This window comes from Natronomonas pharaonis DSM 2160, assembly GCF_000026045.1.
Classification (GTDB): domain Archaea; phylum Halobacteriota; class Halobacteria; order Halobacteriales; family Haloarculaceae; genus Natronomonas; species Natronomonas pharaonis.
Genome location: NC_007426.1, coordinates 578,672 through 599,286, shown reverse-complemented (window position 1 = coordinate 599,286; position 20,615 = coordinate 578,672). Strand labels below are relative to the sequence as shown.

The following is a 20,615-nucleotide window of genomic DNA, read 5'->3' as shown; positions in this document are numbered from 1 at the left end:
CCGGATTTCAACGTTTCGTCGCGGAGAGCAGGTACGGGTCGCTGCTATCCGCTGGACGGCGGCTAGCCGTCGAGTTCCGCCCGCAGAAGCTCGTTGACCGTGCCGGGGTCGGCGCTGCCGCCGGTCTCCTGCATGACCTGTCCGACGAGGAAGTTCAACGCGCCGTCCTCGCCGGCGTGGTAGTCCTCGACGGCATCGGGGTTCTCCTCGATGGCGGCCGTAACAGCGGCTGCGACCGCATCGTCGTCGGTCTTACCGAGGTCCTCGGCCTCGACGATGTCGCCCGGCGGTTGACCGTCGTCGAGCATCCGGCGGAGGACGACCTCCTCGGCGTTCTTGACGGTGATTTCGTCCTCGTCGACGAGCTCGATGAGATGGGCGAATTCATCGAGACGGCCCTCGATATCGGTAATCTCCATGTCACGGTAGTTGAGTTCGCCGAGGAGGTTGTCCGCAACCCACGTCGCCGCCAGTTCGGGGGCGAAGGTGTCGGCGACCCGCTCGTAGAAGTCAGCAACCTGCTTCGTTGACGTGAGCTTCGAGGCCGTCTCCGCATCGAGCCCGTACTCCTCGCGGAACCGCTCGCGGCGGGCGTCGGGGAGCTCCGGGATGTCGATTTTCTCCTTCCAGTCGCTGACGCGCAACGGCGGGATGTCCGCCTCCCGGAAGTAGCGATAGTCTTTTTCTTCTTCCTTCGAGCGCATCGAGACGGTGATGCCGCGGGACTCATCCCAGTGGCGAGTCTCCTGTTCGACCTCACGGCCACGCTGGACGGCGTTTTTCTGCCGCGTCTCCTCGTAGGCGAGCGCCTTTTCGGCCCCCTTGTGGCTGGAGATGTTTTTCACTTCAGTGCGGTTGGCGGCTTCGAGCGTCGCCTCGTCGATGCTGCCGTTCTCACCGACTGCGTCGCTGTCGACAATAGAGAGGTTGGCGTCGACGCGCAAGGAGCCGTCGCGGGTAACATCGAAGACGCCGAGGTATTCGAGGACTTCAGTGAGCTTCGCGAGGAACGCCCGTACCTCAGCGGCGCTACGGAAATCGGGAGCAGTGACAATCTCCAGCAGGGGCGTACCGGCGCGGTTGTAATCGACGAGCGTGTGCTCGGCGGTGTCGATAGAGCCGCCAGCGTGCGAGAGGCTTCCGGGGTCTTCTTCGAGGTGGGCACGCTCGATGGCGACGGTTCGTCGCTCGTCGTCGACGGCGAACTCGAGTTCGCCGCCGTCGCATATCGGGGCGTCATACTGGGTTATCTGGAAGTTCTTCGGCAGGTCGGGGTAGTAGTAGTTCTTCCGGTGAAAGCGGGTCTCTTCGGGGATGTCGGAGCTAAGCGCCTTGCCGACCTTGACGGCGGCCTCGACGGCCCCTTCGTTGAGCACCGGCAGCGCGCCGGGAAGGCCGAGACAGACGGGACAGGTCCGGGTGTTCGGTTCCTCGTTGTCGTCAGCGTCGGTCGAACAGCCGCAGAATATCTTGGTATCCGTTTCGAGCTGCACGTGGACCTCCAGCCCGATGACGGCCGTGAGGGAGTGCTCCTCGGCGGTCTGTGCGGTCATTACGTAGGTGTTTTCGTCCAGACGCTTTAGCGTAACCGTTGCCGCGCGTTCGTGGCGGGCGGGCAAGCGGCGCCGAACCTATCAACGCTCGTGGGAATGTCTGACGCAGATTTATACGTTCGGGGACACCACCGCAATGTATGTCCGGGAACCGAGTCGAGGAACTCGAAGAGAAGGTGCGCGAACTGGAGGCGACCATCGAAGGGCTGACCGACGAACTCGTCGAGACAAAAGAGCGGCTGGAGGCCGTCGAGGACGAAACCGGCGTCGAGCCGGACGGCATCCGCCGGTCGGGACGCAGCGTCCAGTCCCAATCGCAGGCCGCGGGACAGCAGCCCGAGACAACGACCGACGACGACGCGGCCGACGACGTTAACAACGACGAAGCCGGAGGCGACGACAACACGGACTCCGAGTCGGGAGACGACATCATCGTCGCCTGACCGGGGCCGCCACGAGCACCCCCATGCATATCAAAGCGCTCGTCCTCGACAACTTCAAGAGCTTCGGACAGAAGACGAAAATACCGCTCTACGAGGACTTCACCACGATAAGCGGGCCGAACGGCTCCGGCAAGTCCAACATCATTGATTCGATTCTCTTTGCGCTTGGACTGGCCCGCACGTCCGGCATCCGGGCGGACAAGCTGACAGACCTCATCTACAACCCCGGCCACGACGACGACGGAAGCGGGTTCGGCGGCGAGCGCGAGGCATCGGTCGAGGTCGTCCTCGACAACAGCGATGGGACGCTCAGTCGCGAGCAGGTCGTCTCGGCGGCCGGCTCCGAGAACGTCGGCGACATAGACGAGATAACCATCCGTCGCCGGGTCAAGCAGACCGACGAAGAGACCTACTACTCCTACTACTATCTGAACGGTCGGTCGGTCAACCTCTCCGATATTCAGGACCTGCTCGCGCAGGCGGGCGTCACGCCCGAGGGCTACAACGTCGTGATGCAGGGCGACGTGACCGAGATTATCACGATGACGCCCGGCTCGCGGCGGGAGATAATCGACGAAATCGCCGGCGTGGCACAGTTCGACGCCAAAAAGGAGGACGCCTTCGAGGAACTGGGGACGGTACAGGAACGCATCGACGAGGCCGACCTCCGCATCGAGGAAAAACAGCAGCGCCTCTCGCAACTCGAAGACGAGCGGGAAACAGCGCTCGAATATCAGGACCTACAGGAAGAAAAAGCGGAGTATGAGGGCTATCTGAAGGCCGCGGAACTCGAAGACAAGCGTGAGGAGCGCTCCTCGGTACGTGAGCGAATCGAGGAGACGGAGGCGACGCTGGAGACGAAACAGCGGACGCTCGACGAACGGCAAGGACGAGTAAGCCGCCTCGAAGACGACCTCGAAGAACTCAACGCCGAAATCGAGCGCAAGGGCGAAGACGAACAGCTCGAAATCAAACGCGAAATAGAGGAAATAAAAGGCGACATCTCCCGGCTCGAAGACAAACGCGAGGCGGAGCGCGAGCGGCTCGAAGACGCCGAAAACGAGCGCCGGCAGGCGTTCGTACAGGTCGACCGGAAACAGGAAGAACTCGACGACCTCGAAGCAGACATCCGGAACAAGAAGGTCGAGAAATCCTCGATAAAGGCCGACATCCAAGAAAAGGAAGCGGAACTCGAAGCTGTCGAGGCCGAAATCGAAGCCGTCGACAGCGAGTACGAGGAGACGAGAGACGAACTGGAATCCCACCGGGAACGCGTACAGGAGCTGAAAGACGAGCGAAACGACCTCCAGCGCGAGCAGGACCGGCTGCTCGATGAGTCCCGCCGTCGGACCAAAGAGGAGCGGGAAACCGAGTCGGCACTGGAAGATGCCGAAGAGAAGCTCCCGGAACTCGACGCCGAACGGGCGGACCTCGAAAACGAACTGAAAAAGGCCGAGGCAAACCGGGAGACGATTACCGAGGTCGTCGAAGACCTGAAATCCGAAAAGCGACGGCTTCAGGACGACCTCGAAGACCTCGAAGACGATATTTCGGCCAAGCAGCAGGAGTACGCCGAGCTTGAAGCTCGCGCGGGCGACAGCGGCGACGCCTCATACGGTCGAGCAGTGACGACCGTGCTGAACGCCAGCATCGACGGCGTTCACGGGACCGTCGGCCAACTCGGCGGGGTCGACCCCGAGTACGCCACCGCCTGTGAGACGGCCGCCGGCGGACGGCTGGCGAACGTCGTTGTCGATGACGATAGCGTCGGCCAGCAGTGTATCGAACACCTCAAATCCAGAAACGCCGGCCGCGCGACCTTCCTCCCGATGACGGAGATGCACAACCGGTCGCTGCCGTCCACACCGGATCTGCCGGGCGTGGTCGATTTCGCCTACAACCTCATCGACTTCGACAGCCGGTATGCGGAGGTGTTCTCCTACGTCGTCGGCGACACGCTCGTCGTCGAGGACATGGCAACCGCCCGCGACCTGATGGGCGAGTTCCGGCTCGTGACGCTTGACGGCGACCTCGTCGAAAAGTCCGGAGCGATGACCGGCGGCTCGAAATCCGGCTCCCGATACTCGTTCAGCAAGCGCGGCAAGGGCCAACTCGAGCGGGTCGCCGAGCGGATTACCGAACTCGAAGACGAAAAACAGTCGCTCCGCGAGGAGCTTCGGGATGTCGAATCCCGGCTCGATGACGCACGGGACAGACAGACCGACGCCGCAGAGCAGGTTCGAGATATCGAGGCCGACATCGAGGCCATCGAGGAGAAACGAGGCGAGGTCGAAGGACGCATCGAGGAGCTCGAAGCCGAACTCGAAGAGCTCGAAGCCGAACGCGAGCAGGTCGCCGAGGAGATGTCCGACGTCGAAGCCGAAATCGAGGCCAAAGACGACGAAATCGAAGCCGTCGAGGATGACATCGAGGAGCTTGCGGCTCGCATCGAAAACTCAGAGATACCGGAGCTAACGAGCGAAGCCGAAGCGATACGCGAAGATATCGCCGAGCTGGAGGCACGCGCCGACGACATTGACGGCGACCTCAACGAGCTGCAACTCGAAAAACAGTACGCGGAGGAAGCAATCGACGAGCTCCACGACGACATCGAGACAGCCCAAAACCGGAAGGCCGACGCCGAGGCCGAAATCGAAACGCTCGACGCGCAAATCGAGTCGAAGGAAACGACGCTGGCAGAAAAGAAAGAAGCGGTCACCGAGCTCGAAGACGAGCTGGCGTCGCTCAAAGACGACCGGGAGGCGCTCAAAGCCGACCTCAAAGCGGCGAAGTCGAAGCGGGATGAGGCAGAAGCCGCCGTCTCCTCAGTCAAGTCGAAGCTAGAGTCGCTGACCGAGACCGAGGAGCGACTGGAATGGGAAATCGAAGAACTGGAGGCCGAGGTCGACGAGTACGACCCCGAATCGATTCCCGACCACGACACTGTCGAGACCCGGATTACCGAACTCGAAGCCGAGATGTCGGCGCTGGAGCCGGTCAACATGCTCGCAATCGACGAGTACGACGAGGTCGAAGCCGACCTCGACGAGCTCGAAGCGAAACGAGCGACGCTGGCCGAGGAGGCCGACCAGATTCGGGACCGCATCGACGCCTACGAGGACCGCAAGCGGGAGACGTTCATGGACGCCTACGAGAGCATCAACGAACAGTTCGCGGACATCTTCTCGCGGCTCTCCGGCGGCAGCGGCGAGTTGGTGCTCGAAGACCCCGAGGACCCCTTCGAGGGTGGGCTGACGATGAAGGCCCAACCAGGCGACAAGCCGGTCCAGCGGCTCGATGCGATGTCCGGCGGCGAGAAATCGCTGACTGCGCTGGCGTTCATCTTCGCCATCCAGCGGCACAACCCGGCACCGTTCTACGCGCTCGATGAGGTTGATGCCTTCCTCGATGCCGCCAACGCCGAGATGGTCGGCGAGATGGTCGAGGAGTTGGCCGGCGACGCCCAGTTCGTCGTCGTCTCCCACCGGTCGGCGCTCTTGGAGCGTTCCGAACGCGCTATCGGCGTGACGATGCAGGAGAACAACGTCTCCGCGGTAACCGGCATTGACCTCTCCGAGATGGGGGTGCCCGCCGATGACTGACGACCGACGTGCGGCGACAGATGGCGGGGCCGCCGACGAAATCCCGCTCGATATCACCGGCCACGGCGACACACGAGAGGCGACACAGCTCGGCGACGGTGACGAACGTGACGAGCCCCTCTCGGAGTTCGACATCGAGGAACCGGGGGGCGACGACGACACGGTTGAGCCGGTCGAACTGCTGGTGCAGTTGGCCGAGGAAGGCGAAATCGACCCGTGGGACATCGACGTGGTAACGGTGACCGACAAGTTCCTCGACCGGCTCGACGAAGCAGACCTCCGAACCGGCGGGCGGGCGCTGTTTTATGCCTCGGTGCTGCTGCGGATGAAAAGCGACGAGCTGTGGAACGACGACGAGCCGGACGACGAGCCCGAAGCGGCACCATGGGAAGCGCCGCCCGGCGAGGAGCCGCCAGCCGGTGGCGACCCCTTCGCCGAACTCGAACGGGAAATCGACCGCCGCATCGAGCGAAAGGACGCCCGCGGCACACCTGAGACGCTCGACGAACTCGTCCGTGACCTCCGCGAACGCGAGCGGGAGACGTGGTGGAAAGAATCGAGGAGCTACGACACCTCGGAGTCGCCGTCCGGCTACAGCCGCGGGACACAGACCCTCGACTACCACGACAGCGACGAGTTCCGGATGGACGAAGAGCCGACCGCCGCAGACGTTACCGAGCGGACCCACGACGAACACATGGAGGACATCATCAACGATGTCTACGTCTCTCTCCAGCAGCACTACGACAGAGGCCGCGAGGAAGTGCTGTTCGCCGAGGTCCGGACCGCGGGCGGGTCGACGGTCGACAGCTACCTCGGCGCGCTCTTTTTGGCGCATCGCGGGCAGGTCCGCCTCAGACAGGACGACCTGTTTGGCGACCTCTGGATACAGGACCCGACATCGGCAGCAGCCGAAGGGCAGGCAGCGGCCGACGACTAATCGCTCCAGCACACTTCTGTAGCGCTCCGTTATTGGGAGGTAGATAGGAAGTCCGATGATGAGGCCGTCTACTGCTTGCCCGAAAAGAACGTAACTGTTGTTTTCGGTGATTTTTTATAATATACTGTGTTATGGTATTACACACCATGACGCCAAACAGGTTCCAAGAGCGGCTCGAGGAGACACGGGGGCGGGTAGACACCGACGAGGTCGTCGCTGCGCTGTCCTACGTCCGTGAGGACGGCCGACGGTAGGACAGAGACCAGCGACGGGGGGCACGGGAACAGGTGAGGGTGAATCGCCTCGGGGTCAAGCCCCGAGGCTTCCCGTTTCCACGACGTGACTTGCAGACACACACTGAAATTCAGGTGTGTCCGTAGCGGTCACAGTCTCCACGGGCGTGTCTTCGGGCCATCCCAGCCCTAGTTCAGAAAAGCCTCTCTGCAACACGTTCATCGCCGCATTCGCGTCTCTGTCCGTTTCGAACCCACACGACGGGCAGGAGTGTTTTCTGACCCAGATGGGTTTCGCCGTCTCCACACCACACGACGCACACTCTTTCGTCGTGCCTCTGGCTTCGACTTGAACGACGTGGCACCCGTACAGGTCGGCCTTGTATTCGAGGAGGGTGATGAACTGTCGCCACGCCGCGTCCTGCTTGTTGCGGGCGTTGTGCGACTGTTCAAGCATCCCCTTCACGTTCAACTCCTCGACGAATACGGCGGCGTACTCTTTGACGAGCCACGTCGTGATTTTGTGCTGGTAGTCCAGCACCTTCCGCTTGATGTGACGCTTGACCTTGGCGACCTTCAGACGTTGCTTCTCGTAGTTACTCGACCCTCTCTCTTTCCGCGACAACTTGCGCTGTTCACGGCGAAGACGCTCGTACTCGTCTTCGAGGTCGAGCCAGTCCACGGTCTTGCCATCGCTGGTGTGGATGTAGTTGAGAATGCCAAGGTCGATTCCAACGCTGTTGCTCGCGTTGAGCGACTCCACGTCTGTTTTCTCGGGCAGGTCTGTGTCGTCGGTTTCGAGTCCGAAGGAGACGAACCACTCCCCAGTCGTCTCCTTCTTGAACGTGACTTCTTTGATGGTGGCGTGGTCTGGAATCGGTCGGTGGTAACGGATTTTCACCCAACCGATTTTGCTGAAGCGAACGTGAGCATACCTGTCGTGGCCCCTCTTTTCATCGAGGTCGAAACCGGACTGGTTGTACGTCACGCTCCGGTAGTCGGTGGGTGCTTGCCGTTTGAGCCGACCAACGTTGTACCCTTTCTCTTTCTTTTTGCGAAGGTTCGAGAGGTTCCGGTGGAAGCGTGCAACGGTGGCTTGGGCGGCCTTCGAGTGCAGTTCGCTGAAGACGGGCCACTTGCGTTTCCACCCGGGGAGTTTGTTGTTTTGGTCGTACTCACTCGGTTTGTCGTCTTCGGGGGCTTGTTCGTATTCCCACCGGATGTGGTTGTAGAGCTGGCGATGAACGTCGAGATGGCGTTCCAGCCGCTCCGCTACCTCTTGTGTCGGGTAGGCGTGGTAGCGGTGACTGTGTTCCATCGCTGTCTCTTGATTATGGATGTGTTAACTTAATGGTTTGTATCACGAGTTGTCGGCTTCATCCCCGAGGTCAAGCCTCGGGGTATTCGCCTTGTCCGCTGATAAAAGTCGGGGACTGCGGCTCGGTGGCAGAGAGTAGCACCCTGTTTTATTTATTATCGCGCTCATCTACGGGCATGTATCCTACCGGGCTCCCCGAACTCGACCGGCACCTCGGGGGCGGAGTACCGCCGGGGACGCTGGTCGCGTTAACCGCGCCGCCGAACACCCAGTCGGAGCGGCTGCTCGAGCGGCTGGCGGCAGCAAACGAGACGCGCTACGTGACGACGCTTCGGGACGCGGCGCGTGTTCGGGACCGGCTCCCCGAGGCATCCGTGTTGAGCGCGACGCCCGACGACCTACTGTTCGACCCGGAAACGTACCTGTCTATTCCGTCGTCCGGCTGTCTGGTCGTCGACTCGGTGACGGAACTCGAACGGGACACCGACACCTACCGGGAGTTTCTGGAGACAGCGGCACGGGAGACGGCCGAAAGCGACGGCATCGTCGTGCTCCATGCCCACGAGGCGGAGCCGAACCCACCGGAGCGGTGGCTCACGCTCGCACGCGCCGATATGACCGTACAACTCTCGCTCGAAGTCTCTTCGGACGCGGTAACAAACCGGCTGGCGGTGACAAAACACCGCGGCGGGGCAGTTCCCGAAAAGCCGATGCAGGTCCGGCTGTCAGAGGACACGTAGCCTACGACAGCGCCTCGTAGCGGGCGCGGACGCGCTCGAAGAGGTCTCTGCCGCGGTCGGTCGAGAGTCGCGGCTCGCTCGTTGCAAAGAACTCATCGAGTCCGTCGTAGGCCTCGAAGTGTGGATTCGCCTCGTCGGCGTCGTAGCGGCCGTCCCGCTCGTAGACGAGCGCCTGCAGGCAGGTATCGAGCAGGTCCATATCCTTGACGAACCGCGCTTCGGGGCTGTCTCGCCGCTCGTATGCCTCCCATAGCTCCCGGATATCGTCGCCGAGACCGGCAAGCGGCCCGGAAAGTGCCGCCCGTTCCCGACGGACCTTCTCCTCGTCGTCGACCGTGTCGGCGTCCGGGTCGGCGCGAGTCGGGATGTCGCCGACCTCGGCCTCGGCGATGTCGTGGACGACCGCCAGCGAGAGCGCACGCTCCCGGTCGAGGTCGTCGGGACAAAAGCGGACGACAAGCGTCGCAACACCCCACGAGTGGGCCGCAACCGACTCCGGGTTCTCGACAGCCCGGAGCTGCCAGCCGGTCCGGCGTTCGTCCTTCAGGGCGTAGGCATCGGCCAGCGCCGAAAGCGCCGCGTCGATGTCACCGGTCACGCTGGCTGCCAGGCGTCGTCGCCGACCTTGCGGGCGGCCCCGCGGCGTTCCATCTCCGCGAGCACCTCGTCCAGCCGGTCCGGTTGCGCGATCTCCATCTCGATGCGTTCGAGACCGTGATAGGCCGACAGGTAGTGGCGGATGTCGTCGCGGCTGAAGGTGTCGGCGTCGGCTTTCTCCATGACGCCGCCGATGAGTTCTATCATGTCCTCAATAAAGTTCCACGGGTAGACGACCCACGTCCATGTTTCGAGGCGCTCGCCGACGAACTCCGGCTCGAACTCGCTGGTGTCGAGTAGCTGGAGCGTCGCCGTTCGTACCTCGGCGGCGTCGCGTTCGGTGACATACTCGTAGGCGCGGCTGATGGAGCCGCCGGTGTCGGCGATGTCGTCGATGACGAGGACGTTCTTGCCTTCGACGCTGCCTTCCGGCATCGGATACCGAACCTGTGGCTCGTCGGATTTCTGGCCGGTGCCGACGTAGTGTTCCATCTTCAGGCTCGTCAGGTCGTCGAGACCGAGGAAGTCACAGAGACACCGCCCCGCGAACCACCCGCCGCGGGCCAGGGCGACGACGACATCCGGTTCGAATTCGGCGGCCTTGACGTGGTCGGCCACGTCCCGGCAGAGGCTGTAGATGTACTCCCAGTTCGTCACGGTGCAGTTGAACTCATCCGGGAGGTCGCTCATGGCTCCGGCTGGGAGCCCTCGCGCCTAATACCTGCCGGGTCACGGTGTCGAGCCCAAGCGGTTAACACCGCCCGGTCCGGGGAAAGCGGTATGGAGACCCGACGCGCCCTGCTCGTCGACGCGTTCACGACCGACCCGCTGGCCGGCAATCCCGCCGGCGTTGTCCCCGACGCCGACGGACTGGCGGACGACCAGCTACAGGCCATCGCCGCCGAGCTTGGGGCCTCGGAGACGGCCTTCGTCCTCGAAAGCGACGATGCGGACCACCGGCTCCGGTTTTTTACGCCCACGACGGAGGTCGACCTCTGCGGACACGCGACCGTCGCCGCCCACGCGTGGTTGGCTGAGACGGGGCGGTTGGACGACGGGAGCTACACCGTCGAGACGGATGCCGGGGCGGTGGCGGTCGAAATCGACTCGGGAACCGTCTGGCTGTCACAGCGGCCGGCGGAGGTTGCGGCTGTCGAACTCGACTACGAGCGGCTGGCGACGGCGCTCGGTGCCGACCCCGCGACCCTGACCGATGTCGGTGCTGACATGCCGCTGGCGACCGCCTCGACAGGCCTGCCGTATCTTGTCGTCCCTGTCAATTTCCTTGAAGGGCTTTCGGCGCTGGACCCAAACGCCGACGCCGTGGCGTCGTTGTCGGACGAACTCGACGTGGCGGGTGTCTATGCCTTTACCTTCGATACGCTCGGTGCGGAGACGACGCTGCACGCTCGGATGTTCGCCCCTGCGCTGGGCGTCGACGAAGACCCCGTAACGGGAACGGCGGCGGCGGCAGTCGGGGCGTACCTCCGGGCGTTCGAAGCCTTCGACGGCGAGCTACCGGCTGAGGTCGTCGTCGAGCAAGGCCACTTCATCGACCGACCGGGGAAGGTGCGGGTACAGGCACAGGCCGACCCGGTCACTGTCGGTGGCGAGGCAGCGACGGCGTTCGACGGCGAGCTATCAGTCCCGGAACCGGGCGACGACGATATCATCGAAGCCTGATATCCCGGAGGCCGGCCGGGTCAGAGGTCGACCGCTCTGAGCCGGGCGTAGCCGACGAGGAGCGGGGCAACCGTCCATGCGACCAGCAACGCCACCGCGACCGGCGGGCTGGCAGTCACCACGTCGGGAGCGACCTCGCCGGAAAAAAGCGACGCGTTCAGGTTCATGTACGCCTCCATCGGCGACAGCTCGGCCAGAAGCTCCGCCCACGCCGGCTGGGGGCCCTCGGGAAGCGAGAACCCGTTGAGCGCAAACCGGAGGCCAAACAGAACCATATCCCAGAGCAGAAACAGGAAGTACGCGCCGATAGCGACCATTCCGGAGCGGGCGGTCGTCGCCGTGGCCGCCGAGGCACCGACGGCGATGGCGGTCATCGCGACGCCGAGGCCGAGCGCGGCCGCCAGCCCGCCAAGGGTGAGCATGGCCGCGGGGAGGCCGACGGTTACGACGAAGACGGCCGCCGCAGCCAGATAGCCGACAACGATGACAAGCGCCGTGAAGGCGCTGCGGCCGAGCGCCGTTCCCAAGAGCAGGTCCCGCCGAGAGTGCGGCGGCGCAAGCAGCAGCCGTACTTCGCCGGTTTGCCGTGGGCCGGAGAGCCTGTCGTAGCCGAACTGTAGGGCTGCAAGCGGAACGAGAAAGTAGACGATAGCTACCAGTAGCTGCCCGAACTCGGGTCGCGATGGTCCCGGTGACGGCCCCAAGGCGTAGACGAAGAGGCCAAACACCGCCGCAAAGAGCACGAGCGTCGGCCATGCCGACCGCGAGCGGAACGGGTCCCGGAAGTCACGCTCGGCCAGCGTCCTGAGCGACCGCTTCATTGGCTCTCCCCTGTGTAGGCGGCGAACAGCTCCTCAAGCGAGGCCTCGCCGGTTTCGATGTCCTCAACCGTGGCTCCGTCTGTCCGGACGGCGTCGACGACGGCTGCCTTCCGGTCGTCGGGACAGGCGGCGGCGACCGTCCGGCCGGTGACGGACACATCAACGACCCCATCGAGTGCCTCGACGGCCTCGATAGCCGCATCGGAGAGTTCATCGACGGTGACAGACAGCCGTGCTTTCGAACCGAGTCGGCCGCGCAGGCCGTCGATGCTGTCGCAGGCGACGAGTTCGCCGTCGGCGAGAATGCCGACGCGGTCGGAGACGGCCTCGACCTGTTCGAGGATGTGGCTCGAAAACAGGACGGTCGCGCCGCGGTCGTTTTCTTCCCGAACGATTTCGCGCATCCGGCGGGCACCGTTGGGGTCGAGACCGGTCGAGGGCTCATCGAGGATGAGCAGCTCCGGCTCGCCGACAAGCGCCGTCGCCAGCAGAAGCCGCTGGCGCATCCCCTTCGAGAAGCCACCGACGCGGCGGTCGCCGACGCCGTCGAGGCCGACGCGTTCGAGCAGCGCGTCGGTGTCGTCATCGGCTCCTTTCGAGTCGATAGCAAACCTGACGTGTTCAGTGGCCGTTAGGTGGCCGGCAAGCGCCGTCGCGTCCGGGAGGACGCCGGTACGGGCGTGGACAGCGGTCGGGTCGGCCTGTGCGTCGTGGCCGAAGACCGAAACCGACCCGTCAGTCGGGCGAACGTAGTCGAGAACGATGTCGATGGTCGTCGACTTCCCCGCGCCGTTGGGGCCGAGGAAGCCGAACACTTCGCCGTCCGGTACGGAAAAGGAAACATCGTCGAGTGCGACAACGTCTCCAAACCGCTTGTGGACGGACTCTAGCTGGAGGGCAGGCATGCGGAGCCGAGTTTCGTTGCATCGAATATAGGCTTGGTGGTAGCTACAGAAAGAGTAGTAGTAGCTTCAATCCGGTAGAATAGAAAGAGTCGGGACAGTCTGCGGAGCAGCATTGGGTGCAGCAAAGCCATCACGAGGCCCATACTGACCGGAATTCAAAAGCACTCCGTGCGGAGAACAGTGACATGTCGGGCGGATTTCGGTCACACGCCGAGCAAATTGTGGCGGTGTCTGTGGGTCTGGACGGTGTGACGCAGCGTCGGCGGCGAACGAATGGCCTAAGTTGAGGGCCAGTAAAGCCTCATTTGATGACTGAAGACGGGTCCGGAAGCGCGAGCAAATCCGTACTCTGGCTGGACGAAATCAGGTCCGACGACCTCGGGGCGGTCGGCGGCAAGGGCGCCTCGCTCGGCGAGATGACCGCCGCGGGGCTGCCGGTCCCGCCGGGGTTCGTCGTGACAGCACAGACCTACCGGGCGTTCATCGAGGAGACGGGCATCGACGAGGAGCTCTTCGAGGCCGTTGACGTCGACTCCGACGATTCGGCGGCGCTGGCCGAGGCGGAGGCGGCCGCAAAGGAGCTCATCCTCGACACCGAGATTCCCGAATCCGTTCGTGAGGAGATTCTCGAGGCCTACGACAACCTCGACGACGGCGAGGCCTTCGTCGCGGTTCGCTCCTCGGCGACCGCTGAGGACCTTCCGGACGCCTCCTTCGCCGGGCAGCAGGAGACGTTCCTCAACATCACGCGCGAGGACCTCGTCGACCGTATCAAACACTGCTGGGCGTCGCTTTTCACCCAGCGGGCCATCTACTACCGGAACGAGCAGGGCTTCGAACACGACCTGGTCGACATTGCCGTCGTCGTCCAGAAGATGGTCGCCGCCGACAAATCCGGCGTGATGTTCACCTCACACCCCTCGACCGGCGAGCCGCAGATTATCATCGAGGCCGCGTGGGGGCTCGGCGAGGCCGTCGTTTCCGGGTCTGTCTCGCCCGACAACTACGTCGTCGACCGCTCCGACGGCGAAATCCTCGATACGACCATCGCGGACAAGAAGGTCAAGATGGTCAAAGACGAGGAGACGGGCGAAACCGTCGAGAAGGACGTCGAAGACCACAAGCGGAAGGCACAGGTCCTCGACGACACCGAAATCGGGTCGCTCGTCGAGCTCGGCGAGCGGGCCGAAGACCACTACGACGAGCCACAAGACATCGAGTGGGCCATCGTCGACGGCGAGGTCTTCATGCTGCAGTCCCGCCCGATTACGACGATTTCGGAGGACAGCGACGCGGGCGAGACCGCCGAAAACGACGGCGAAGTGCTCGTCCAAGGCCTCGGCGCGTCGCCGGGCGTCTCCTCCGGGCCAGTCCGCATCGTCCGCAAGCTCGACCAACTCGACAAGGTCGGCGAGGGCGATATCATCGTCACCGAGATGACGACACCGGACATGGTACCGGCGATGAAGCGCGCCAGCGGCATCATCACCGACGAGGGGGGCATGACGAGCCACGCCGCCATCGTCGCCCGTGAACTCGGCGCACCGGCCATCGTCGGTGCCGGCAACGCGACCGACGCACTCGAAGACGGCCAGACAGTCACCATCGACGGCGACAAGGGCAGCGTCACCGAGGGGGATGTCGAGCCAGACGAAGAAACCGACGCCGTCGAGGAAGTCAAACCGCAGAGTCCGGTCAAGCCGATGACCGCGACCGAGGTGAAGGTCAACGTCTCGATTCCGGAGGCCGCAGAGCGAGCCGCCGCGACCGGTGCGGACGGCGTCGGGCTCCTCCGGATGGAGCACATGATTCTGTCGACGAACAAGACGCCGGAGCGGTACATCGAAGACCACGGCGAAGACGCGTACATCGAGGAAATCGTCGAGGGCGTCCGCGGCGTCGCCGAGGAGTTCTACCCGCGTCCCGTCCGCGTGCGGACGCTCGACGCGCCGACAGACGAGTTCCGGCAGTTGGAGGGCGGCGACAACGAGCCACACGAACACAACCCGATGCTCGGCTACCGGGGCATCCGCCGTAGTCTCGACCGGCCGGAGCTCTTCGAACACGAGCTAGAGGCGTTCCGTCGGCTCTTCGAGATGGGGTATGACAACGTCGAAATCATGTTCCCGCTCGTCAACGACGCCGAGGATGTCGTTCGCGCACGGAACCTGATGGAGTCGGCGGGCGTCGACCCCGAGGTCCGCTCGTGGGGTGTGATGATTGAAACGCCCGCCGCGGCGCTGTGTATCGAAGACCTCGCCGAGACGGGCATCGACTTCGCCTCCTTCGGAACGAACGACCTCACCCAGTACACGCTGGCTGTCGACCGCAACAACGAGAACGTCGCCCAGCGGTTCGATGAACTCCACCCGGCGGTGCTTCAGCTCATCGGCAACACTATCGAAACCTGTCGGGAACACGACATCGCGACGAGCATCTGTGGACAGGCCGGCTCCAAGCCGGAGATGGTCCGGTTCCTCGTCAACGAGGGCGTTTCGTCCATCTCGGCGAACATCGACGCCGTCCGGGATGTCCAACACGAGGTCAAACGGAAAGAACAGAAACTCCTGCTGGATTCGATTCGCTGACCCGTCCGGCAGCAAACAGCTGAAAACACAACTCATAAACAACGCGAACGATTGGAAAGCGGTATGCAGCGGGCCGAACCGCAGGAGTTCTCTCGGGTGCTGTCGTCGATGTGTACCGAGCCGCATCCGGCGGCCCGCGAGGCGGCAGAGCGCTTCCTCGCGACGAACCCCGGCGACCCCGGAACCTACGAGACGGTCTCGAAACTCGAACGCGAGGCCGTCGATATGCTCGGCGAGGTCGCCGGGCTCCCCGACGCCGCAGGATACATCGCCTCCGGCGGCACCGAAGCGAACATCCAAGCGGTCCGCATCGCCCGGAACCGAGCCGATACGCGGACACCGAACTTCGTCGCGCCGGCGTCGGCGCACTTTTCGTTCCGGAAGGCTGCCGACATCCTCGGCGTCGAGCTTCGAACTGCGCCGCTTGAGGACTACCGCGCGAACCTCGACGGTGTCGCCGAACTCATCGACAGCGACACCGCGCTGGTCGTCGGCGTCGCAGGCACGACCGAGTACGGCCGTGTCGACCCGATTCCGGCGCTGGCCGACATGGCCGCCGACGCCGGCGCGCTCTGTCACGTCGACGCCGCGTGGGGCGGCTTCGTCCTCCCGTTTACCGAGCACGCGTGGGATTTCGACGACGCGGACATCCACACGATGACCATCGACCCCCACAAGATGGGGCAGGCCGCGGTGCCGGCCGGTGGGCTGTTGGCCCGCGGCCCGGAACTGCTCGATGAACTGGCCATCGACACGCCGTACTTGGAGTCGACCTCGCAGGTGACGCTGACCGGCACCCGAAGCGGTGCCGGCGTCGCCAGCGCGGCGGCGGTGATGGACGAACTGTGGCGGGACGGCTATCGGCAGCAGTACGAAACCGCACAGACGAACGCCCACTGGCTGGCGGCCGAAGTCGAGAGCCGCGGCTTCGACGTCGTCGATCCGGTGTTGCCGATCGTGGCGATGGACCTTCCCTACGACCTCGTTGCCGACCTCCGGGAGCGCGGCTGGCGGCTCTCCAGAACCGAGGCCGACGAGGCCCGAATCGTCTGTATGCCACACGTCACCCGTTCGATGCTCGAAGAGTTCCTCACAGACCTCGACCGCCTCGCGTAGGGTGGTCCGGCGAGAACGGGAGTGTTTTACCCCTGACGGTACCCAAACAGAAGTATGCACGAGGAGTTTCCGACCGAGACGCCGGCGGTTGTCACCTGTGGGCTCCCGTATGCCAACGGTGACCTCCACGTCGGCCACCTCCGGACGTACGTGAGCGGCGACGCCTACGCGCGGGCGCTTGAGAGCCTCGGCCAGTCGGTCGCCTTCGTCAGCGGCTCGGACATGCACGGCACGCCCATCGCGGTCAACGCCGCCGAGGAAGGCGTCGACCCCGAATCCTTCGCCGTCGAATACCACGAGCAATACGAAGAGACGTTCCCACAGTTCAACATCGAGTTCGACAACTACGGCCACACCCACGACGAGACCAACACCGAGATGACGCGGTCGTTCGTCCGCTCGTGGATAGACGACGACCACGTCGTCGAGAAGGAAATCGAAGTCGCATGGGACGCCGAGGCCGACCAGCCGCTCCCGGACCGCTTTGTCGAGGGGACCTGTCCGTACTGCGGCGAGAAAGCCCGCGGTGACGAATGCGACGAGGGCTGTCAGCGCCACCTCGAACCCGGCGAGATAGAAGCCCCCGTCTCGACCATCACCGGCAATCCCGCCGAGTACCGCACTCGGCCCCACAAGTTCCTCCGCTTGTCTGACTTCCAGGAGTACCTGCGCGGCTTCATCGACCGACTCGAAGGCACCGAGAACGCCCAAAACCAGCCACGGGAGTGGATAGAGGGCGAGCTACAGGACCTCTGTATCACGCGGGACATGGACTGGGGCATCGACTACCCCGCCGACGGCGACGAAAGCGGCGAAGACCTCGTCCTTTACGTGTGGGTTGACGCGCCCATCGAGTACGTCTCCTCGACAAAGCAGTACTCCGAGCAGGTCGGACGCGACGAGTACGACTGGGAAGCCGTCTGGAAGAATCAGGTAGACGGCGTCCCGCCGGAGGGCGGCGAAATTGTCCACATCATCGGCCACGACATCATCCAACACCACACCGTCTTCTGGCCGGCGATGCTGCGGGGGGCTGGCTTCAACGAGCCGCGGGCGGTGATGGCCTGCGGCTTCGTCAACCTCGACGGCGACGCCTTCTCGACGTCGCGGAACCGCGCCGTCTGGGCCGACGACTACATCGAGTCTGGGCTGCACCCGGACCTCTACCGGTACCACATCATCACCGGCAGCGAGTTCACTGCCGATGTCGACTTCTCGTGGGACGGGCTCCAAGAACGGACCAACAGCGAACTGGTCGGGACCCTCGGGAACTTCCTGTATCGGTCGCTGCTGTTCGCCGAGCGGAACTACGGCGGCACGCCCGATGCCGCGGTCAGCGACGAGGTCAGAAACGAAATCGAGGCCGCAATGGCCGACTTCCGGACCGCGGTCAACGACTATCGGGTCCGCGGCCTCGGCCGCGCACCAGTCGAACTCGCAACGTTCGGCAACGAGTACATCCAGCGCCACGAGCCGTGGAAGCTCACCGACGACGACCCCGAGAAGGCCCGACAGGTCATCCGCGACTGCGTCCAGATCGCGAAAGCCATCGCGGTGCTGGCCGAGCCGGTGTTGCCGGGGAAGGCAGCGGCGCTGTGGGACCAACTCGGCGAGGACGGCAGCGTTCACGACGCCGAACTCGGTGCGGCGCTGGAGTCGCCGCCGGAGGCGTTCGACGAGCCGGACGAACTCTTCGAGAAGCTCGAAGACGACCGCATCGAGGAGCTAAACCGGCAGCTCGAAGAACGCATCGAGGCAGCAGACGCCGGCGACGAAGAAGGGGAAGACGAAGACGAGGAACCGCCGGCTGCCGACCTCGAACCGGTCGCCGACGAGCGAATCAGCTTCGGAGACTTCCAAGACCTCGATATCCGGGTCGCGGAGGTGCTCGAAGCCGAACCCATCGAAGGGGCCGACGACCTCGCCAAACTGGCGGTCGACATCGGTGTTGAAACCCGCCAAATAGTCGCCGGCATCAAACAGCTCCACGACCTCGACTCGCTTTCGGGCACGAGAATCGTCGTCGTCGCCAATCTCGAAAAAGCCGAACTCTTCGGCGTCGAGTCCAACGGGATGTTGCTGGCCGCGGGCGAACAGGCCGACCTCCTGACGACGCTGGAAGACGCCGAGCCGGGAACGAAGGTTCAGTAGCCGTTAGAGCCGGCAACGGCGTCTCGCTCTATCCGTTCTGTTGTGTGAGACCTACCCGATTGGCTACTATCAGACCACAGACAGAGCGAAAGCCCCCGACATGTGCAGACGAGAGCGTCGGATACGTCCTGCGGCGGCTGCCAACGGAAGGAGGGACAGACCCGACAGCCATTTGCGGCTGTCAGCACTACCAAGGGGTATGAGCGACAGCGAGGAGCCGCCCGACGAGGAGTGGGCCTACACGCTCGAAGACATCGAAGAGCGGGAGGCCGAAGCCGAGGCGGACGCCGAACGCGAGCGCCGACAGACCGAACCGATTGCGGCCGGCGACCCATCACTCGAAAACGTCTTCTTCGTTCTGCTCGGGGTCGGGTTCACGCTCTTTATCATATCGCGGCTGTTCGTCGGCTGACAGGCCCGGCGTACCGGCCAGTCAGCCACGAGCGTGCCCAACGCGAAGAGAGTGCCGGCCAGAGGTGGGGGCGTCAGAAGCATTAACCGCGGGGCGGCCCTACCTGAGAGTATGGCTGAACTGCTCGGGTACTCGGTACCGTTCCTGCTCGTATTGGTTGGAGCGGTGCTGATGGTGATGGAGGGGTTCGCACCCGGGGCACACTTTATCGTCGTCGGCGTCGCGTTGCTCACCGCGGGGCTTGTCGGGCTCCTCGTTGGGGGCGTGTTACCCGGCGCTGCGCTACCGCTGGTGCTGGCGGCGGTCGTTCTCGTCGCCGGCGGCGCAGCCCTATACGGCTACCGGCAGTTCGACTTCTACGGCGGCAAGGGAAGCGGCCAAACCAGCGACTCCTCGTCGTTGCAGGGACAGACCGGCCGCGTTACACAGCGGGTAACCGAAGACGACGGCGAAATCAAACTCGATTCGGGCGGGTTCAACCCGTATTATCAGGCCCGGGCGCTCGACGGCGAAATCGGGGAGGGTGAAAAAGTAATGGTCATCGACCCCGGCGGCGGCAACGTCGTCACCGTGGAGGCGGTGTCGGCGTTCGAAGACGACATCGACCGCGAGTTGGCGGCCGACCGAAAGCGAAAGACGTCCAACGACGAGCCGACCCCCGGCAACGAATCAGCAGCCGCCAGCGAGCCGGAGAGCGACGGTGGAAGCAACGAACAGGACCACAGCGACGACACCGAAAGCGAGAGCGAACCGGCCTGACTATCCGAGGCGGTCCTCCCAGTCCTGTGCCGGCAGCGACGCAGCAGTGACGCCGCCGGGGCCCTGCGCCAAGAGCATGACTGCTGCGTCGTCCATCACGTCTGCGGGCAGTATCGATGCCTGCTCGTCCGCCGAAAGGTGGTCCCAGAAGCCGGTCTTGGCGCGGCCGCCGGGGTCGAGGGCGTTGACGTTGATTTCCGGAGCGACTTCGTCGGCAAGAGTGCGGGTAAAGCCCTCCAGCGCCCACTTTGAGGCGACGTACGGAGCCCAGCCAGCCTCACCGCGGCGGCCGAGCCCTGACGAGATGTTGATAATGTTGCCCGCCTCCATCTCGGGAACGGCGTGCTTCGAACAGAGGAAGGGGCCGGTCGCGTTGACCTCCATTATGAGCCGCCAGTCGTCGGCATCAATGTCGGTCGTCTGGCGCCGTTCGTCATACAGGCTCAGTAGTCCGACGGCGGCGTTGTTGACAAGACCAGTAAGGTCGCCGTAGGCGTCGACCGTCGCGTCGACGAGCGCCGCGACGGACGCTTCGTCTGTCACGTCGGTCGGGCAGACGAGCGTCTCGCCGTCGGTTTCGTCGGCGACAGCCGCGAGTTGGTCTTCGCTGCGGGCCGCAAGAACGGTGTTTGCGCCCTCGCGGGCGAACCGTTTCGCCATCGATGCGCCGAGTCCCCGGCTCGCGCCGGTGACGATGACCGTCTCGTCGTCGAGTCGTCCCATGTGCGGGTGCTCGTCCGGCGGGGCCAAAAAC

General features: G+C 64.0%; 17 protein-coding genes. 10 read left to right on the top strand and 7 right to left on the bottom strand.

Features of this window, described 5'->3' with window-relative positions:
* Positions 1-62 precede the first annotated feature (62 nt).
* Positions 63-1,553, bottom strand: a complete 1,491-nt coding sequence (gene gatB, locus NP_RS03055; protein ID WP_011322337.1) for an Asp-tRNA(Asn)/Glu-tRNA(Gln) amidotransferase subunit GatB — start codon at positions 1,551-1,553, stop codon at positions 63-65.
* A gap of 140 nt (positions 1,554-1,693) precedes the next feature.
* Here gatB and NP_RS03050 point away from each other — a divergent pair, with 140 nt between their 5' ends.
* From NP_RS03050 to NP_RS03040, 3 genes are read left to right on the top strand one after another with little or no spacing between them, the layout of a single operon-like run.
* Entirely contained in the window at positions 1,694-1,996 is a 303-nt protein-coding gene (locus NP_RS03050) for a DUF7518 family protein (RefSeq protein WP_011322336.1), read from the top strand.
* 23 nt (positions 1,997-2,019) lie between these two features.
* Positions 2,020-5,598 (top strand): chromosome segregation protein SMC, encoded by a 3,579-nt coding sequence (gene smc / locus NP_RS03045; RefSeq protein ID WP_011322335.1) that lies wholly within the window; start codon positions 2,020-2,022, stop codon positions 5,596-5,598.
* Entirely contained in the window at positions 5,591-6,538 is a 948-nt protein-coding gene (locus NP_RS03040) for a segregation and condensation protein A (RefSeq protein WP_011322334.1), read from the top strand. Before smc ends, NP_RS03040 begins: the two co-directional genes overlap by 8 nt.
* A gap of 309 nt (positions 6,539-6,847) precedes the next feature.
* On the opposite strand, the gene NP_RS03035 is transcribed toward NP_RS03040, so the two are convergent.
* A complete protein-coding gene (locus tag NP_RS03035; protein WP_011322332.1) occupies positions 6,848-8,089 on the bottom strand; it encodes an RNA-guided endonuclease InsQ/TnpB family protein in 1,242 nt (413 codons plus the stop codon).
* Positions 8,090-8,265: 176 nt separating this feature from the next.
* Between NP_RS03035 and NP_RS03030 the strand changes: the two genes are divergently transcribed.
* A complete protein-coding gene (locus NP_RS03030; RefSeq protein WP_011322331.1) occupies positions 8,266-8,829 on the top strand; it encodes an RAD55 family ATPase in 564 nt (187 codons plus the stop codon).
* A gap of 1 nt (position 8,830) precedes the next feature.
* Here the strand turns inward: NP_RS03030 and NP_RS03025 are convergent, their stop codons facing one another.
* Together NP_RS03025 and NP_RS03020 are read right to left on the bottom strand one after the other, a co-directional pair.
* Positions 8,831-9,427 carry an HD domain-containing protein gene (locus NP_RS03025; RefSeq protein ID WP_011322330.1) on the bottom strand — a complete coding sequence of 199 codons (597 nt, stop codon included), beginning with the start codon at positions 9,425-9,427 and terminating at the stop codon, positions 8,831-8,833.
* Entirely contained in the window at positions 9,424-10,116 is a 693-nt protein-coding gene (locus NP_RS03020) for a phosphoribosyltransferase (protein WP_011322329.1), read from the bottom strand. Before NP_RS03020 ends, NP_RS03025 begins: the two co-directional genes overlap by 4 nt.
* Before the next feature lie 90 nt (positions 10,117-10,206).
* Here NP_RS03020 and NP_RS03015 point away from each other — a divergent pair, with 90 nt between their 5' ends.
* A complete protein-coding gene (locus tag NP_RS03015; RefSeq protein ID WP_011322328.1) occupies positions 10,207-11,109 on the top strand; it encodes a PhzF family phenazine biosynthesis protein in 903 nt (300 codons plus the stop codon).
* A 20-nt stretch (positions 11,110-11,129) separates the two neighbouring features.
* On the opposite strand, the gene NP_RS03010 is transcribed toward NP_RS03015, so the two are convergent.
* Both NP_RS03010 and NP_RS03005 read right to left on the bottom strand, forming a co-directional pair.
* Positions 11,130-11,930, bottom strand: coding sequence for an ABC transporter permease subunit (locus NP_RS03010; protein ID WP_011322327.1), 801 nt, complete (start codon positions 11,928-11,930; stop codon positions 11,130-11,132).
* Positions 11,927-12,835: an ABC transporter ATP-binding protein gene (locus tag NP_RS03005; protein WP_011322326.1), complete on the bottom strand. Its 909-nt coding sequence runs from the start codon at positions 12,833-12,835 to the stop codon at positions 11,927-11,929. Before NP_RS03005 ends, NP_RS03010 begins: the two co-directional genes overlap by 4 nt.
* Before the next feature lie 308 nt (positions 12,836-13,143).
* Here NP_RS03005 and ppsA point away from each other — a divergent pair, with 308 nt between their 5' ends.
* From ppsA to NP_RS02980, 5 genes are all read left to right on the top strand, one after another.
* Positions 13,144-15,423 carry a phosphoenolpyruvate synthase gene (gene ppsA, locus NP_RS03000; protein ID WP_011322325.1) on the top strand — a complete coding sequence of 760 codons (2,280 nt, stop codon included), beginning with the start codon at positions 13,144-13,146 and terminating at the stop codon, positions 15,421-15,423.
* A 63-nt stretch (positions 15,424-15,486) separates the two neighbouring features.
* Positions 15,487-16,539: a tyrosine decarboxylase MfnA gene (gene mfnA, locus NP_RS02995; protein ID WP_011322324.1), complete on the top strand. Its 1,053-nt coding sequence runs from the start codon at positions 15,487-15,489 to the stop codon at positions 16,537-16,539.
* Positions 16,540-16,593: 54 nt separating this feature from the next.
* Positions 16,594-18,690, top strand: coding sequence for a methionine--tRNA ligase (gene metG / locus NP_RS02990; RefSeq protein ID WP_011322323.1), 2,097 nt, complete (start codon positions 16,594-16,596; stop codon positions 18,688-18,690).
* A gap of 199 nt (positions 18,691-18,889) precedes the next feature.
* The gene (locus NP_RS02985; protein WP_011322322.1) at positions 18,890-19,102 is read left to right on the top strand and encodes a DUF7312 domain-containing protein; all 213 of its coding nucleotides are present in this window, start codon (positions 18,890-18,892) and stop codon (positions 19,100-19,102) included.
* 111 nt (positions 19,103-19,213) lie between these two features.
* Positions 19,214-19,861: an NfeD family protein gene (locus NP_RS02980; RefSeq protein ID WP_011322321.1), complete on the top strand. Its 648-nt coding sequence runs from the start codon at positions 19,214-19,216 to the stop codon at positions 19,859-19,861.
* Here the strand turns inward: NP_RS02980 and NP_RS02975 are convergent, their stop codons facing one another.
* Positions 19,862-20,584 (bottom strand): SDR family NAD(P)-dependent oxidoreductase, encoded by a 723-nt coding sequence (locus NP_RS02975; protein ID WP_011322320.1) that lies wholly within the window; start codon positions 20,582-20,584, stop codon positions 19,862-19,864. It lies immediately after the preceding gene.
* Positions 20,585-20,615 lie beyond the last annotated feature (31 nt).